This is a genomic window from Phenylobacterium ferrooxidans, assembly GCF_042714595.1.
Taxonomy (GTDB): domain Bacteria; phylum Pseudomonadota; class Alphaproteobacteria; order Caulobacterales; family Caulobacteraceae; genus Phenylobacterium; species Phenylobacterium ferrooxidans.
This window is the reverse complement of the sequence record NZ_JAOTJD010000030.1, coordinates 1-14754: the sequence shown is the minus strand read 5'-3', so window position 1 is coordinate 14754 and position 14754 is coordinate 1. Positions and strand designations below refer to the sequence as shown.

The 14754-nt window shown below is 67.3% G+C and carries 15 protein-coding genes; 4 read left to right on the top strand and 11 right to left on the bottom strand.

Features of this window, described 5'->3' with window-relative positions; genetic code table 11:
• Positions 1 to 65: 65 nt before the first annotated feature.
• From OCL97_RS15125 to OCL97_RS15110, 4 genes are all read right to left on the bottom strand, one after another.
• Complete coding sequence (locus OCL97_RS15125) at positions 66 to 1169, bottom strand: MBL fold metallo-hydrolase (protein ID WP_377370733.1); 1104 nt, start codon at positions 1167 to 1169, stop codon at positions 66 to 68.
• 652 nt (positions 1170 to 1821) lie between these two features.
• Positions 1822 to 2544: a hypothetical protein gene (locus tag OCL97_RS15120; protein ID WP_377370732.1), complete on the bottom strand. Its 723-nt coding sequence runs from the start codon at positions 2542 to 2544 to the stop codon at positions 1822 to 1824.
• A 129-nt stretch (positions 2545 to 2673) separates the two neighbouring features.
• Positions 2674 to 3135 carry a GNAT family N-acetyltransferase gene (locus OCL97_RS15115; RefSeq protein ID WP_377370731.1) on the bottom strand — a complete coding sequence of 154 codons (462 nt, stop codon included), beginning with the start codon at positions 3133 to 3135 and terminating at the stop codon, positions 2674 to 2676.
• Positions 3132 to 3956 (bottom strand): N-acyl homoserine lactonase family protein, encoded by an 825-nt coding sequence (locus OCL97_RS15110; protein WP_377370730.1) that lies wholly within the window; start codon positions 3954 to 3956, stop codon positions 3132 to 3134. Before OCL97_RS15110 ends, OCL97_RS15115 begins: the two co-directional genes overlap by 4 nt.
• Positions 3957 to 4244: 288 nt before the next feature.
• Here OCL97_RS15110 and OCL97_RS15105 point away from each other — a divergent pair, with 288 nt between their 5' ends.
• Positions 4245 to 5039: an enoyl-CoA hydratase/isomerase family protein gene (locus OCL97_RS15105; protein ID WP_377370729.1), complete on the top strand. Its 795-nt coding sequence runs from the start codon at positions 4245 to 4247 to the stop codon at positions 5037 to 5039.
• Positions 5040 to 5111: 72 nt separating this feature from the next.
• Here the strand turns inward: OCL97_RS15105 and OCL97_RS15100 are convergent, their stop codons facing one another.
• On the bottom strand, positions 5112 to 5810 hold the full coding sequence (locus tag OCL97_RS15100; protein ID WP_377370728.1) for a DUF4386 family protein: 699 nt from the start codon (positions 5808 to 5810) through the stop codon (positions 5112 to 5114).
• Positions 5811 to 5918: 108 nt separating this feature from the next.
• Between OCL97_RS15100 and OCL97_RS15095 the strand changes: the two genes are divergently transcribed.
• A complete protein-coding gene (locus OCL97_RS15095) occupies positions 5919 to 6527 on the top strand; it encodes a TetR/AcrR family transcriptional regulator (protein WP_377370727.1) in 609 nt (202 codons plus the stop codon).
• 31 nt (positions 6528 to 6558) lie between these two features.
• On the opposite strand, the gene OCL97_RS15090 is transcribed toward OCL97_RS15095, so the two are convergent.
• Positions 6559 to 8496, bottom strand: coding sequence for a hybrid sensor histidine kinase/response regulator (locus OCL97_RS15090; protein WP_377370726.1), 1938 nt, complete (start codon positions 8494 to 8496; stop codon positions 6559 to 6561).
• Positions 8497 to 8558: 62 nt separating this feature from the next.
• Entirely contained in the window at positions 8559 to 9470 is a 912-nt protein-coding gene (locus tag OCL97_RS15085; protein WP_377370725.1) for a hypothetical protein, read from the bottom strand.
• Positions 9471 to 9620: 150 nt separating this feature from the next.
• On the opposite strand from OCL97_RS15085, the gene OCL97_RS15080 reads away from it, so the two are divergent.
• A complete protein-coding gene (locus OCL97_RS15080) occupies positions 9621 to 10874 on the top strand; it encodes an adenosylmethionine--8-amino-7-oxononanoate transaminase (protein ID WP_377370724.1) in 1254 nt (417 codons plus the stop codon).
• Here OCL97_RS15080 and OCL97_RS15075 read toward each other — a convergent pair.
• From OCL97_RS15075 to OCL97_RS15065, 3 genes are all read right to left on the bottom strand, one after another.
• Positions 10871 to 11803 (bottom strand): alpha/beta hydrolase, encoded by a 933-nt coding sequence (locus OCL97_RS15075; protein ID WP_377370723.1) that lies wholly within the window; start codon positions 11801 to 11803, stop codon positions 10871 to 10873. The genes OCL97_RS15080 and OCL97_RS15075 overlap by 4 nt on opposite strands.
• Positions 11804 to 11819: 16 nt before the next feature.
• Positions 11820 to 13355, bottom strand: coding sequence for a long-chain-fatty-acid--CoA ligase (locus OCL97_RS15070; RefSeq protein WP_377370722.1), 1536 nt, complete (start codon positions 13353 to 13355; stop codon positions 11820 to 11822).
• A 99-nt stretch (positions 13356 to 13454) separates the two neighbouring features.
• Positions 13455 to 13895 (bottom strand): tautomerase family protein, encoded by a 441-nt coding sequence (locus tag OCL97_RS15065; protein ID WP_377370721.1) that lies wholly within the window; start codon positions 13893 to 13895, stop codon positions 13455 to 13457.
• A 127-nt stretch (positions 13896 to 14022) separates the two neighbouring features.
• Between OCL97_RS15065 and OCL97_RS15060 the strand changes: the two genes are divergently transcribed.
• Complete coding sequence (locus tag OCL97_RS15060) at positions 14023 to 14631, top strand: TetR/AcrR family transcriptional regulator (RefSeq protein WP_377370720.1); 609 nt, start codon at positions 14023 to 14025, stop codon at positions 14629 to 14631.
• Positions 14632 to 14640: 9 nt separating this feature from the next.
• On the opposite strand, the gene OCL97_RS15055 is transcribed toward OCL97_RS15060, so the two are convergent.
• Positions 14641 to 14754 (bottom strand): hypothetical protein (locus OCL97_RS15055; protein WP_377370775.1); only part of this gene is annotated, 114 nt, incomplete at its 5' end.

Sequence of the window (14754 nt, the reverse complement as noted above, 5' to 3'; positions counted from 1 at the left end):
GAGCGTGGCGGCCGGGGTGCGAGCCGTGTGGGGGAGGCAGCGACGACGGTTCTTCGTAAGCTTGCCTACGATCGGGCAACAAAGTCCCGCAACGGGATCGCCCCATCTGAAAGCTCAACCTCCCAATCGCCAGGAGGGGCAGAGATTTTCTTACGAAATCGAATCGTCCCTACACGATGATTAGTATCTGCTACTAGGATACCAAAATCTGACAACGTCTTATCTATACTTGGTGTAGACTTGAATTTTCGACTTGATACTTGGGCGGTGACGAAGGCTTGCGGAGACAAATCAAGAATTCGCATTTGATCCGCGGACTTGGGTAGCCCCGTATTCCTGTTCCAAGGCGCAATGGCGGCGATATTCTCGGGAAGGAGGAGATCAACCCATATTCCCTCGTGGTGCCCCGTAACGGATCCATGGTGTGCAACTTTGTAAATGGATGCCTTGCCAGGTGGTCGATGAGGGGAGCTGAGAATTGCGTTCCACCCACGGTCCGGCGCGAGGACCGTCTCGAGGTCTGCACCAAGCAACACGGCATCCTCTCCAATCGTAAGCCACGCTGCGATCGAAGCGTCGTTCTCGCGATGAGCCATTGGCTTCGCCGCACCTGGTCCAGGCGGAGCAGGGCTAAGTCGGAGGTAGAAATAGTGCATGTCTCGATTGCTTGGCGAGAGGCCTGTCAGCGTTACAGACAGTCCATGGGAAGTCCTCCCAGGACCAAGCGTGAGAAGCGGGGTTGTACCTTGGGCATAGATCGGGGCCGGCCTCTTGCCGGGGGCCAGGAGTTCTCCGATACGGGCGATTTCCCGCAGGGGCTCATCAGTTGTGTTCTTCGATTTTAAGCAAGATTCAAGGTAAGATTTGAAGTTATCCTGCCCAAACACAGCAGGGAGCGCGACCTCCGCATTGGGTGCGGCTTCAAGGAGCGAGGACATGCCGCCGATGTGATCGCCGTGCCAGTGCGTCACGACGCACAACTGCAGGTCAGCGGCAACATCAACGCCCCGCTCTTGCAGATATCGGAGCGGCGCGCTTACTCCAGAATCGTCCAGAAGACTGTCCACAACGACCCACTTGGAATCTCCGACGTGAATAACAATCGACTCACCGAAGTTCTTTCCAAGAACTGAGACCTCAATCTCATCAATCTCTGGAAGAGATGACAATTTATCTCTTAGCTTTCCAGAAAGTCAGGCGCAGAAAGATTGGCAATCCCTAGGCCCATCCGCGCGATCCTTTCCGGAGATTTATAGATATACCTCCGGAAGTATATTTTCGAGTCTCGTTTTGCCTGGGTCGATACCCTCGAAGGATCCTTCTTGTTCCGTCGGTAGTCGACTTCAGATCCGACGCACAAACGAAAGATAGCACCTTCTACGGCATACTTCCGCTGAGATGGCGATACCATGCTCAACGGGATAGTAAGAATCTTCTCAGATCCAAATTTGTCGGCCACATCTCTCGCAACGCCGATAATTTTATCTTGTGTTATCTCTTGAACGACCCCGTCCCACTCCAAGTCACTGACGAATACCTTCGCAAGCCGGGCATCGGTCGACTCTAAGGTCTTCGCAGATTCAAGAGCATCTTTCTGCGCAAGCCGCACGGCAGCCTGCGGTAACTTAAGGACATCGGTCCTAGATGGCTGCGTCGGGCGAGCCCATTCGAATGATGAACCCCCGGTATTCGCTCGCCTGCCGGCCCGAAGCTTACCAGAGACTTGCTCTACGAGAGACTTTCGCAGCTCTGCCCCATACCCATGATTAGGCACATCCGCTATTCCGCCACTTGGCTGCAGCAGCCTTGCGGTTACACCACTCACTTTAGCTTGCTCGCATAGTCCATCAAGTCGCTCACGATGCTTTTTGACTTCGTGATTGAGCCATCAAATTTGTCGCTAAGGATTGTCATGCCCTTGGACGCATCAATTGGGGCATCCGTACTTGGGTCGATCACAAAGTGATCGTTTACAATCATATAGACACCAACATGCGCATTCACAAACTCCTCGCGTACTGAGGGCTCAATATGCACACGCCGATAGCCACCCTTACTTCTACCTTCGGGCTCACTCTCTTCCATCACCAGACTGCGCAGACCGCCAGGCGTGTCTACCTCTGGCGACTGAGCACCGACGTCTTGCCCCCATCCTCCCCACGGCTCAACGGGGGCGAGCGCGCGACCGAGTTTCATCCTCTGCCCTGCCGTATCGAGGGCAAAATGGATTATGTAATTGATGCCTACTTGCCTGATCGGAGTGTGACCTAAGGCAGAGCCAAAAGTACCTAAAACTACATCCAGGCTTTTGACAAACGGCTCATCCATTGTCTCAATGGCAAATCGCTCTGGCTGGACGGACACCTTGAGTGGACCAGCCGAGAATTCTGTATATTCGCCATGAATGACTTGAACCACGGCGGTAAGTGGGTCGAAATCTGGGATCAAATCCTGGAGCGCAAACCAAGCCGGCGAAAAGATCGCCGGATTGAAGTTTCCGAGCAAGACGATTGATGCACCCTGAAGCACCGGCGTATATCGCATGGCAGACCGTTGCCTCCCTATCGACGTGAGAGCAAGCAAGAATTGTACCGCGGGAGCGTTGGGGCCATTGATCTCCCCCAAGATTTAACTTGGCGAAGCGCAGGATATTCCCTTCTCAGGCTTCGCACCCTACAGCCGCTTCTCCAGAAACACGTTCGTCTCGTGTTCCCGGTGGTGCGCGAAAGCCGCGCGCCGCCGATAGCCGTTGCGGGCGTAGACCCTGAGCGCAGCGGGTTGCCTGGGGCCGCAGCGGAGCAGGAGGGTGTGGGCGCCCTTGGCGCGGGCCTCGGCTTCGAGGGCGGTCAGGATCTGGTCGGCGAGGCCTGCGCCGCGATGAGCGGGGCGGACGTACATGCGGACGATCTCGAGGGTCGACGGGTCGGCCATGGGGGCCAGGCCGCCGCAGGCTGCGGGATGGCCGTCGATGCGGGCCACCAGGAAGGCGCCGAAGGCCGCCAGGCTGTCATGGGTCCAGGGGGCCGGCGGGTCCTCGGCATCCTCGGGATAGAGGTCTTCCATGAAGTCCACGAGCTCGGCCAGCATGGCGGCGACGTCGGGGGCGCGGGGGTCCTCGGCCGCCAGCCGGCTCAATCCAGGGGCTCGGGGAATTTGGGCAGGGCGTCGAAGTCGGCCTGGGCGTGTTCCAGCACCACCCGGGCGCCGGTGGATTTGGCCAGGGTCTCGACCTTGGCCATGCTGGCCAGGGTGTCGGCGCGGTTGGTGTTGAAGCGCGGCACCCGGCGGGCGGGGCGGCTTTCGGCGATGTGCCACATGTCGCCGGTGAGCAGGACCGGGCCGGCCTTCTCAAGTTGCACCAGCAGGACCGTGTGGCCCGGCGTGTGGCCCGGGGTCGGCACGATCTGGACGCTGCCGTCGTCAAAGACGTCGTAGGCCGCCTCGCCGTCGAAGGTGATGGTCTTGGCGTTCTCCAGGGCCGCGTAGTGGCCGAAGGTGGTCTTGTCGGTCCGGGCCGTGGGCCGGAAGGCGTGGGCGCGTTCGCGGGCGTGGACGATCCAGGTGGATTTCGCGAACAGGCCGCCATTGCCGATGTGGTCGAAGTGGCTGTGGGAGACGGAGAGATATTCGATGTCGGCCGGCGCGAGGCCGAGCTGCTTGAGCTGGTCGGTCAGCTTGCGCTTGACCTCGACCCCCTCGGGCCCCTTGCCGCCGGGCAGGTCGGCGATGGCCTGGGGCACGCCGGTGTCCCACAGAAGGTCGCCCTTGGGATGGCGGATCAGGTAGCAGGGGACGATGAGCTCCTTGGCCTGGCCCTTATAGGCGCCGTCGTCGGCGAAGAAGTCGGCGTCGGCCTGGCGGATGAGACCGCAGTCGAGGGTGTAGAGGGCCAGCGGCGCGGCCTGGGCGACCGGCGCGGCGAGCAGCAAGGCGGCGAGGGCGAGGATCAGCTTCATGGGGCGAGGTTGCCTCGGGTTCGGCGGAGAGTCACGCGCCTCTCTCTGCTCTTCCCGGCCTTCGGTCAGGACCTGTGTTCGTGTGGTTCGTGTGGTTCGTGGTTGCGTTTCTACCCGTCGTGGGGCCGCGAGGCTGATCAGATTGTCCACGAACCACACGAACCACACGAACGGTGGGCCAGCTGCAGCCGTCCGGGATGAGTCTGGGTCCCGGCCTGCGCCGGGATGAGCGGTTTTGGGGTGCGCAGGTCAGTGCTAGCCTTCAGACAACAACAGAGGGAGACGATCATGGGCGCGCTGGTGAAGGTGAGCGACGCGGGGCATGTGCGGACCATCGCGCTGAACCGGCCGGAGAAGAAGAACGCGCTCAGCCAGGAGCTGGCCTGGGGCGTGGTGGCCGCCGTCGATGAGGCGGCCAAGGACGACAATGTCTGGGTCGTCGCCATCACCGGGACCGGCGACGCCTTCTGCGCGGGGCTCGATTTGTCGGGCGCGCCGCCCTATTCGCCGCATCCGGCCATGACCGCCCAGCTGGACGACATCAGCTGGGTCGGGCAGTTCCTGCTGTCGATCCGCAAGCGCTGTGACAAGCCGGTGGTGGGCGGGATCAATGGGGTGGCGGTGGGGGCGGGCCTGGGCCTGGCCATGGCCACCGACGTGCGGCTGATCAGTTCGAACGCGCGGCTGATGGCCGGCTACACCCGGATCGGCGGCTCGCCGGACGCCGGCCTGACCATCACCCTGCCCCAGGTCATGGGCTATGAGCGGGCCATGCGCTTCATGATGGAGAACCGCACGGTGACCGGGGCCGAGGCCCTGGACTGGGGGATGGCCGGCGAGGTGGTGGACCAGGACAGGTTCGACGCGCGGCTGGCGGAGTACTGCGCCTCGCTGTGCGAGTGGTCGCCCATCACCCTGCGGCTGCTGAAGCGCGGCATGGTGAAGTCCTCGGAGAGCCACGACATGGAGCAGCAGCTTCGCTACGAGGTCTCCAACATCGGCCGCGCCTTCGGCAGCCAGGACGGCAAGGAGGCCCGCGCGGCCTTCCTGGAGAAGCGCAAGCCGGTGTTCACCGGGCGGTAGCCGCCAGCGCCGGGACCATCTCGCCCAGGGTCACCAGGACCTTGAGCTGGGCGGCCTATCCCGATCCGGAAATCAGGCGCGCGGCGCGCGCAGCAGACCGACGCCGGCGGCGATCAGCCAGAGGGTGAGGCCGAGGAAGCCTCCGATGGTGGTCAGGGCGAAGGCCTCGCCGGACGCGCCCAGGGCGATGGCAGGCCCCTCCGCCGCGCCGGCCACCAGCAGGGCCGCCGTGGTGATCCCCAGCAGGCTGGCGATGGTGCGCCGCTCGGCCCGCTGTAGCAGGGCGACCTGCAGGACGAAGGCCGCCGTAAGCAGCTGGCCCAGGTGCTCGCCGATAGCGACGCCGCCCCAGGCGTTGAGCAGGTCGAAAGCGTGCTCGGCCGAGGCCTGCGCCTCCGGCGAGCCGGCGCGGTGGGCCTGGGCCAGGGCCGGCACGGCGAACACCCAGCGCGACAGGCCGATGGCCTGGGCCAACCCGGCCAGAGCCCCGCTGACCGCGGCGCCCACGGCGAGCGCTGGACGCGCCGCCAGACGCTGTGGGGTGATGGAGAGCGCCGTGGCCAGCGGGACCATGGCGAGCGCCGCCAGCATGAAGCCTATCCAGGCCAGGATGAGGGGCGGCCCGCCGGCGGCGAACAGGTCAAGCGCCTCCCCGGCCGGCCGGCGCAGGATGGCCGGATAGGCATAGAGCGACGCCAGGGCCGCGTAGGGGATGTTGAAGCCGATGGCGAGGGCGATGGCCGCCAGGCCGGTGATCCGTTGTCCGCTCACGTTATGTCTCCAGTCGGTGACACCGCAAATATCACCATGCGGAGACATGTCAATGCGATTTATCACCGACCGGTGACAATGGCGCGGAATCGGCGCTTATGAAGGGTCATGGCCACCGACCCGAAAAGCCGCGACCGCGCGAAAACCGAGACCGCCATCGTGGCCGCCGCGCGCGAGGTGCTGGCCCGCGATGGCTTCCAGGGCTTCGGGATCAATGCGGTGGCCCGCGCCGCCGGCTGCGACAAGCAGCTCATCTACCGCTATTTTGGCGGGCTGGAGGGCCTGGTGGACGCGCTGGGGGCCGACTTCGCCACCTGGCTGGAGGACAGCCTGGGCCCGGCCACGCCCGCCGCCAGCTATGGCGAACTGTCGGAGCGCCTGATCCTCGGCTTCATGGATGCGCTGCGAGGCAACGTCCTGGTGCAGCGCATCACCGCCTGGGAGATCGCCGACCCCTCCCCGCTGGTGGCCCGGCTGACGGCGGCGCGCGGCGCGGCCATGGTCGCCTGGATGGCCAGGACCCGGGGCGACCTTGCGTCGCCCGCGGGCCTGGACGCGCCGGCCCTGAACATCTTCCTGATCGCGGGCGTGCAGCAGTTGGTGCTGTCGTCGTCGGCCGTGGGCAGTTTCTCCGGCGTGCCGCTGGCGAGCGAGGCCGATTGGGACCGGGTCCGGGCGGCGGCCGTGCGCATCATCCGCGCGGTGTACGGGGAATGACCGACGGGCAGCGCCTGATCAGGGCGGCGTCTCAGCCGCGCGCCACCACCTCCTGGAGGGCGCGGGCCAGGTCGTTCTGCAGGAAGGGCTTGGCGAGCCTGGGCAGGGTCGGGTCGGCGCCCGGGGGCAGTTCGGCATAGCCGGTGGCCAGGATCACCGGGACGCTCGGGTGACTGGCCCGGATCTCGTCGGCGAGCTGCAGGCCGGTGACCTGGGGCATGGCGAAGTCGGTGATCACCAGGTCGATCTTCTCGCGCTTCAGGACCGCCAGGCCGTCGCGGGCCGAGATGGCCGGGAAGACCGTGTGGCCGAGGTCCTCCAGCATGGCCACGGTGTTGAGCAGGACCAGGCTGTCGTCGTCGACCGCGAGCACCGTCAGGCTGCGCAGCGGCTGGATCGTCTCCGGCTCGCCGGCGCCCACGAAGACCTGGCGCTCGTCGCCGGCCGCCACCTGGGGCAGCCAGACCTCCACCGTCGTCCCCTCGCCCACCTGGCTGCGCACGGTCATCCGGCCGCCCGACTGCTCGGCCAGGCCGTGGACCATGGACAGGCCCAGGCCCGTGCCCTTGCCGACGCCCTTGGTGGTGAAGAAGGGTTCGGTGGCGCGCGCCAGGATCGCGGCGTCCATGCCATGGCCGGTGTCGGAGATGGTCAGCCGCACATAGTCGCCGGGCGGCAGGCCGATCTCGGTGGCCTCGCCCAGGGTCTCGGGCCGCGCCTCGATCCGGATCGCGCCGCCGTCGGGCATGGCGTCGCGGGCGTTGACCGCCAGGTTGAGCAGGGCGTTCTCCAGCTGGTTGGGGTCTGTGAGCACCAGGGACAGGCCGCGCGGGAAGTGGGTCTCGATGCGCATGGCCGGCCCCAGGGACCGCTGCAGCAGGCCGGTCATGCCGCGCACCAGGGTGGGGAGGTCCACGGGGTCGAGCTTGAGGTCCTGCTTGCGGGCGAAGGCCAGCATGCGCTGGGTCAGGGCCGCGCCGCGCTGGGCGCCCTGCATGGCGTTGTCGATGAGCGGGGTGATCCGCGGATCGTGCGGCAGGCGCTTGCGCACCAGTTCCAGGCTGCCCAGGATAGCCATCAGCAGGTTGTTGAAATCGTGGGCCACGCCGCCGGTGAGCTGGCCGATGGCCTCCAGCTTCTGGGACTGCAGCAGGGCTTCGCGGGCGTCCTCCAGGGCCTTCTGGGCGGCGCGGCGCTCGGTGACGTCGCGGGTGATCTTGGCGAAGCCGATCAGCTCGCCGCCGTCGTCGCGGATGGGGTCGATGATCACGTGGGCGAAGAACCGGCTGCCGTCCTTGCGGACCCGCCAGCCCTCCTGCTCGTAGCGGCCCTCGGCGGCGGCGATGGCCAGGGCCCGCCCCGGGGCGCCGGTCGCCCGATCCTCCGGCGTATAGAAGCGGGAGAAGTGGCTGCCGATGACGTCGGCGGGGGCATAGCCCTTGATGCGCTCGGCGCCGGCGTTCCAGTTGGACACCATGCCCGACGGGTCCAGCATGTAGATGGCGTAGTCGGTGACCCCCTGGACCAGGATGCGGAACTGCTCCTGGCTGGCGCGCAGGGCGGTCTCGGCGATCTTCCGTTCGGTGAGGTCGCGGGTGATCTTCGCAAAGCCGATGAGCGCGCCCTGCGGGGAGCGGATCGGGTCGATGACCACATGGGCCCAGAAGCGGCTGCCGTCCTTGCGGATGCGCCAGCCCTCCTTCTCGAACCGCCCTTCCTCGCTGGCGATGCGCAGGGCGTTGGCCGGCGCGCCGTCGGCGCGGTCCGGCTCGGAATAGAAGCGGGAGAAATGCTGGCCGATGATCTCGTCGGCGGCGTAGCCCTTGAACCGCTGGGCGCCGGCGTTCCAGCTGGTCACCCGCCCGTCGGTGTCCAGCATGTAGATGGCGTAGTCGGTGATGGCGTCGATCAGCAGGCGGTAGCGGTCCCCCTCGCCGGTGGTCGCCGCCTTCTCGCCCGTCTCACGCATCCACCGGCCCCCTCAACCTGCACCTAACGACCAAGGCTTGGGAGAGGTTCCGCCCCCATGGCCTAGGCTTCCACAGCCGCGGGGACGGGACGGACGCCGAGTTCGGCCAGGCGGCTGAGGTAGGTTTCCGTGCGCGCCATCAGTTCGCCGATGCCCATCAGCACCTGAGGCCGCGCGCTGACCCGCGCAGGGACGATCACCCCGGCTCCGGACTTCTCCAGCAGGCCCATCTCCATCAGCCGGCGGACGTGGCGCCGGGTGGTCTCGTAGGGAAGGCTGAGGGTCTTGGCGACGGCATAGACCGAGACCGGCTCGCGTTCGCTGTCGCCGGGACCGACGGGCACATCAGGATAGGCCGAGGGGGCGTAGGCGTGCTGCTCGACATTGACGAAGGAGACGGCGCGCATGACCAGGGCGCCCAGGGCGTCGACCTCCAGGGTGCGGCCGATCAGGGCGAGGACGTCGAGGAAATAGTCGACCCCCAGCCGCACCACCTGCCGGCTCACATCGCCCGGCGGCGGGTCGGTGACGGGGGTGGCGTAACCGCCTGCGCTGTTCACCAGGTCCTGGGTCAGGGCCCAGTGGGCCGCCACCGCCTCCAGCATGGCGGCGCTGAAGAAGGCGCGGTTGGGGATGATCAGGCCGCCGGGGACGGCCTCGCAGAGGTCCTCCTTGCGCAGCTTGGCGGCGTGACGGCGGACCGTCTCGTAGGGAATGCCCAGTTCCTTGGCGATGGCGTAGACCGTGACCGGCACGCGCTCGCTGTCGGGCGGAACGGCGTCCATCGCGGCGTAGCGCATGGCCCGGTCCGGGTCGCGGGTGAACTGGCGCATGTTGGCGCGCGCGATCGACAGGAAGGTGAGCGTGGTGACCAGGTCGCGGTCCACGGCCCGGTCGAGCAGGCGCACGATGTTGAGGAAGTACTCCGCGCTCTGCCGGGCGGTGAGCCGGCGGCTGTCGATGGCCGGGGACACCGAATCTGGAGGCGGGTGAATCATCAGCGAAGTTTAGGCCGCCTCGTCCACGCGGTACACAAGGCCGAGTCGCGACATGACCCACCGGCGCCTTGCCAGCACCGGGCGGCGTTGACTACCACCGCCCCGACACCCGCGGAGGACACCCCCATGCCCCAGTGGCTCACCGACGGCGCGCCCCATGTCTGGCGGCCCTATTGCCAGATGAAGACCGCGCCTGCGCCCCTGGCGGTGGCTCGGACCCGGGGCGCGCGGATCATCCTGGAGGACGGGCGCGAGCTGGTGGACGGCATCGCCTCCTGGTGGACCGCCTGCCACGGCTACAACCATCCCCACATCGCGGCCGCGGTGATGGCGCAGCTGGACCGGGCGCCGCACGTGATGTTCGGCGGGTTGGCGCACGAGCCGGCCTATCGGCTGGCCTCGCGCCTGGCGGCCCTGCTGCCCGGCGAGCTGGACCACGTGTTCTTCGCCGAGAGCGGATCGGTCGCCGTCGAGATCTCCATGAAGATGGCCCTGCAGTACTGGATCAACCGGGACGTGGCCGGGCGGACCAAGTTCGTCAGCTTCCTCGGCGGCTATCACGGCGACACCCTGGCCACGATGACCATCTGCGACCCGGAGGAAGGCATGCACGGCCTGTTCGCCGGGGTCATGCCCGCCCAGCACGTGGTGGGCCTGCCCCGCGACGCGGAGAGCGAGGCGGCGCTGGACGCCCTGCTGGCGGAGAAGGGCCACGAGATCGCCGCCCTGATCGTCGAGCCCCGGGTGCAGGGGGCGGGCGGCATGTTGCTGCACGACGACAGCGTGCTGGCGACCCTGCGCCGGCTGGCTGACAGGCATGGCCTGCTGCTGATCTTCGACGAGATCTTCACCGGCTTCGGGCGGACCGGGGACCTGTTCGCCTGCTCGGGCTCCGGGGTGATCCCCGACATCGTGACCCTGTCCAAAGCCCTGACCGGGGGCACCCTGCCCCTGTCGGCGGCCATCGCCAGCCGCAAGGTGTTCGAGGCCTTCTGGTCCGACGACGCCGGCGCGGCCCTGATGCACGGCCCCACCTACATGGCCAATCCCCTGGCCTGCGCGGCGGCAGGCGCCTCGCTGGACCTGTTCGAGAGCGGCAGCTGGAAGGCCGACGTGGCGCGGATCAACGCGGCCCTGGCCGAAGGCCTGGAGCCCTGCCGCGGCGCCCCCGGCGTCGTCGATGTCCGGACCCTGGGCGCCATCGGGGTGGTGGAGTTCGACCAGGCCGTGGACGCCGGCGGCCTCTGCGCGCGGTTCGCCGAACTGGGCTGCTGGATCCGGCCGATGGGCAAGGTCGTCTACCTGACCCCGCCCTTCGTCACCTCGGACGCGGAGATGGCGCGGCTGACCGGGGCGATCAGGGCTGTGGTGGGAGCCTAGGCCAGCGCCGCCTTCAGCTGCGCCGCGATTTCGTGGGCGGCGGTGTCGATGGCCGGGGAGACGTCGCCCATGATCAGGAAGTCGTGGACCATGTCGGGGTATTCCTTGTGAGTCGCCTTCACGCCCGCGGCGTTGAGCCTGGCGGCGAAGTCGCGGCCTTCGTCCTTGAGGGGGTCGTAGCCGGCGGTGATCACCAGGGCGGGCGGGGTCCCGGCGACGTCGGCCGCTCCAAGCATGGCGCGGTGGGCCTGGGGGTGGCCAAGCGCGGCCAGGCACTTATCGAACCAGGCGATGGCGGCCTTGGTCAGGACGGGGCCGTCGAGGTCCTTGCGCGACTGGGTCTCCTCATCGGGCCAGATGCCCGGATAGAGCAGCATCTGGAAGGCGATCTTCCGCTGCGGGTCGTTCTTCATGTCGACGCTGATGGAGGCCGCCAGGTTGCCGCCGGCCGAGCAGCCGCCCACGGCGATGCGGGTGGGATCGACGCCGATCTCGGAGGCGTGGTCGAAGGCCCATTTGGTGGCCGCCAGGCAGTCGTCATGTCCCGCCGGGAAGGGGTGCTCGGGGGCGAGGCGGTAGTCGATAGCCAGGACCCGGACGCCCGCATAGGCGGCCATGCGGCGGCAGTGGCCGTCATGGGTCTCCAGGTCGCCGATGGCGAAGCCGCCGCCGTGATAATAGACCAGCAGCGGCGTGACCGCCGGCGCGCCGGCCGGGACGTAGAGGCGGGCGGGCACCTGTCCGTCGGCGCCGTCGACCTTGATGTCGCTGGCGGTGACGTCCTTGGGGGCGTTCAGGTTCTGGGCCTGGCGCTGCATGCGGTAGCCGGCCCGGATCATCTCCGGCGGGATGGCGTCCAGGGGCGGCGCGGCTTGCCCGGCCGAGGCGGCTTCGGCGGCGTCGAGCATGGCTTTGATGTGCGGATCCATGGGGTCTTTCCTTGAGCTAGCCGACCTGGCGGTCGCGGCCTTCCCAGTAGGGTGCGCGCAGTTCACGGCGCAGCACCTTGCCGGAGGGGTTTCGGGGCAGGACGTCGACGAAGTCGACGCTCTTGGGAACCTTGTAGCCGGCGATGAGCGGCCGGCAGTGGGCGATGATGTCGGCGGGATTTCCCGCCGCGCCGGGGCGCAGGACCACCATGGCCTTCACCGCCTCACCCCAGCGGTCGTCGGGCACGCCCACCACGGCGGCGTCGGCGACATCGGGATGGGCGAACAGCGCGTTCTCAACCTCGGCCGGATAGACGTTCTCGCCGCCGGTGACGATCATGTCCTTCACCCGGTCGTGGATGAAGAGGTAGCCGTCGGCGTCGAAGAAGCCGGCGTCGCCCGAGCGGAACCACCCCTGCGCGTCGATGGCCTGGGCGGTGGCCTCGGGGCGGTTCCAGTAGCCCTTCATGATGCCGGGCGAGCGGATCTCGATCTCGCCGACCTCGCCGGTTTGCGCGTCGCGGCCGTCGAGGCGGATGCGCACCTCATAGCCCGGCGAGGGTTTGCCGCAGGCGCGCAGCTTGCCGAGCTTGGGATCATGGGCCGAGGGCGGCAGGTAGGCGCCGCCGCCGATGGTTTCGGTCAGGCCGTAGAGCTGGGAGAACTCCGAGCCGAAGCGGTCCTGGGCGCGCTTGAGCACCTCCTCGGAGATCGGCGAGGCGCCGTAATAGACGTGCTCGAGCGTGGTGAGATCGGCGTCGGTCATCGCCGGATGCTGCAAGAGCATGTTGATCAGGGCCGGCGCCAGGAAGGCGTGGCGGATCTGGTGCTCACCAGTCAGGCGCAGCAGCAAGGCCGGATCGACCTCGCGCATGACCACCGTGCGCGCGCCCTGTAGCAGGGCCAGCATGCCGAGATTGGCGCCGGCCACGTGGAACAGGGGCATGGCCACCAGCACCCCGTCGCCGGGCTCGAACCGCGCCCAGACCTTGGTGGCCCCATCGAAGCAGTGGGCGTAGTTGGTCTCGGTGAGTTGCACGCCCTTTGGCAGGCCGGTGGTGCCCGAGGTGTAGAGCTGGATGACGTCGTCGTCGGGCAGCGGCGTCAGGTTCGGATCGACAGCCGGCTGCTCCGCCAGCCAGGCGCGGAAGGCCTCGCCGAAGACCACGGTGGTGGCCAGCTCCGGCAGGTCGAGACCGGCCAGCAGGTCGGCATAGTCCTGACCCACCACCACGAGGCGGCAGCCGGCGTCCTTGAGGATGAACTCCACCTCCGGGGCGGCGAGCCGCCAGTTCACCGGGGTCAGGCAGACCCGCGCCTTCAGGCAGCCGAACCAGAGGACGAAGAAGTCGTCGTTTCCCTTGGACAGGGTTCCGATGCGGTCGCCCGGCTTGGCGCCGGCGGCGATCAGGGCCTGGGCGCACTGGGATGACAGGACGTCGAGCTGTGCATAGGTGGTGGCGCGGCCCTCGAACCAGAGAGCCTGGGCGTCAGGGCGAACGCGCCCATGATGACGCGCCACGTCGGCCACGCACGAGATGTCCTGGGACATCGATCCTCCCGGCTCGCCGGCCCCTCGAGACGGGGGCCCGGCCATCTGAATTCGCACCAGATGGCCGGGATGGCAACGGCGGGTTTGGGCGCCGCTACGTCAGGTGGCGGCGGCAGTCGACAGCTCGTAGGGGGTGGCCTTGTTCTCGGCGATCCAGCGGGCCTCGGCCTGCGAATTGGCCGGCGGCGGGCGCAGGCCCTGGATGGACCAGAGGTCGAAGGGGGTCTCGTCGATGTGGAATTCCCAGTCGAAGCCCCGGTCGCGGATGAAGGGCGCCATCGCCTCGTCGCAGGCCTTGATCCACCAGGCCTTGGCCTCCGGGGTCGGCAGGGTGCGGGCGATGTGGTCGACCCAGATGCGCACGAACCTGACGGCCGGTTCCCCGCCGACGAAGAAGGAGTCCCTCGCCACCTCCTGGAAGACCACGCCGACATAGAACTTGGGCAGACGGCTGTAGAGGGCGGTGATCGCCTGGGACAGGGCGTGCTTGTCCTCCACCGAGAAGGCGTCGACGGGATGATAGATCTTCCAGAGCGGCATGGGAGCCTCCGTTTTCAATGATGATGAATATCATCATAAGGGATCGAGGCTGTCAAACCGGAGGGTCATTGCCCAGGCGGAGCCTGGGTTCTATTGATGATGCTTGTACGCAAAAAGGGGTGACGCCATGCGCATCAGCCGCGATCAGGCGCAACAGAACCACGACCGGGTGGTGACCACGGCGGCCTCAATGTTCCGCGAGCGGGGCTTCGACGGGGTGGCGGTAGGCGACCTGATGAAGGCCGCCGGGTTCACCCACGGCGGGTTCTACAACCACTTCAAGTCCAAGGAGGCGCTGTCGGCGCAGGCGCTGGACCAGGCCTTCCGCCAGATGGATGACCACCGGGCCGGGGTGGAGAGCCTGGATGACTTGCTGGCCCAGTACCTGTCGGAAGCCGCTCGCCGCGCGCCGGGGAAGGCGTGCCCGGCCGCCGCCCTGGCGGGAGACGTGTCGCGACAGGGCGAACCAGTGAAACAGGTCTTCGCCGAGGGATTCGAGCGGATGGTGGAGTCGATGGCGGGGCGGCTGCCCGAGGGACCGGAGGCGCGGGCGCAGGCCATCGCCCTGCTGGCGCGCATGGCGGGCGCGCTGGCCTTGGCCAGGGCGATGCCGGAGTCATCAGACTTGGGTCGGGAGGTGCTTGCCGCCGCGCTTGATAGCTGCCGAGCGGACGCCGCGCGCCTGACGGGCGAGGCGAACCAAAAACCCCCGGAGCTGAGCTCCGGGGGTCGGTAGGGTCTTGAACTATTCCGCGGCGGGCTTCGGCGCGTAGCCGAGGATCGCCTTGGTTTCCAGGAACTCGTGGAAGCCGAAATCGCCCCACTCGCGCCCGTTGCCGCTCATCTTGTAGCCGCCGAA

What these genes read in the sequence shown, in the direction of transcription:
- OCL97_RS15120 (WP_377370732.1), bottom strand. Translation starts at nt 2,544, where the DNA reads ATGCGATATACGCCGGTGCTTCAGGGTGCATCAATCGTCTTGCTCGGA.
- OCL97_RS15110 (WP_377370730.1), bottom strand. Translation starts at nt 3,956, where the DNA reads ATGAAGCTGATCCTCGCCCTCGCCGCCTTGCTGCTCGCCGCGCCGGTC.
- OCL97_RS15105 (WP_377370729.1), top strand. Translation starts at nt 4,245, where the DNA reads ATGGGCGCGCTGGTGAAGGTGAGCGACGCGGGGCATGTGCGGACCATC.
- OCL97_RS15095 (WP_377370727.1), top strand. Translation starts at nt 5,919, where the DNA reads ATGGCCACCGACCCGAAAAGCCGCGACCGCGCGAAAACCGAGACCGCC.
- OCL97_RS15090 (WP_377370726.1), bottom strand. Translation starts at nt 8,496, where the DNA reads ATGCGTGAGACGGGCGAGAAGGCGGCGACCACCGGCGAGGGGGACCGC.
- OCL97_RS15080 (WP_377370724.1), top strand. Translation starts at nt 9,621, where the DNA reads ATGCCCCAGTGGCTCACCGACGGCGCGCCCCATGTCTGGCGGCCCTAT.
- OCL97_RS15075 (WP_377370723.1), bottom strand. Translation starts at nt 11,803, where the DNA reads ATGGATCCGCACATCAAAGCCATGCTCGACGCCGCCGAAGCCGCCTCG.
- OCL97_RS15070 (WP_377370722.1), bottom strand. Translation starts at nt 13,355, where the DNA reads ATGTCCCAGGACATCTCGTGCGTGGCCGACGTGGCGCGTCATCATGGG.
- OCL97_RS15065 (WP_377370721.1), bottom strand. Translation starts at nt 13,895, where the DNA reads ATGCCGCTCTGGAAGATCTATCATCCCGTCGACGCCTTCTCGGTGGAG.
- OCL97_RS15060 (WP_377370720.1), top strand. Translation starts at nt 14,023, where the DNA reads ATGCGCATCAGCCGCGATCAGGCGCAACAGAACCACGACCGGGTGGTG.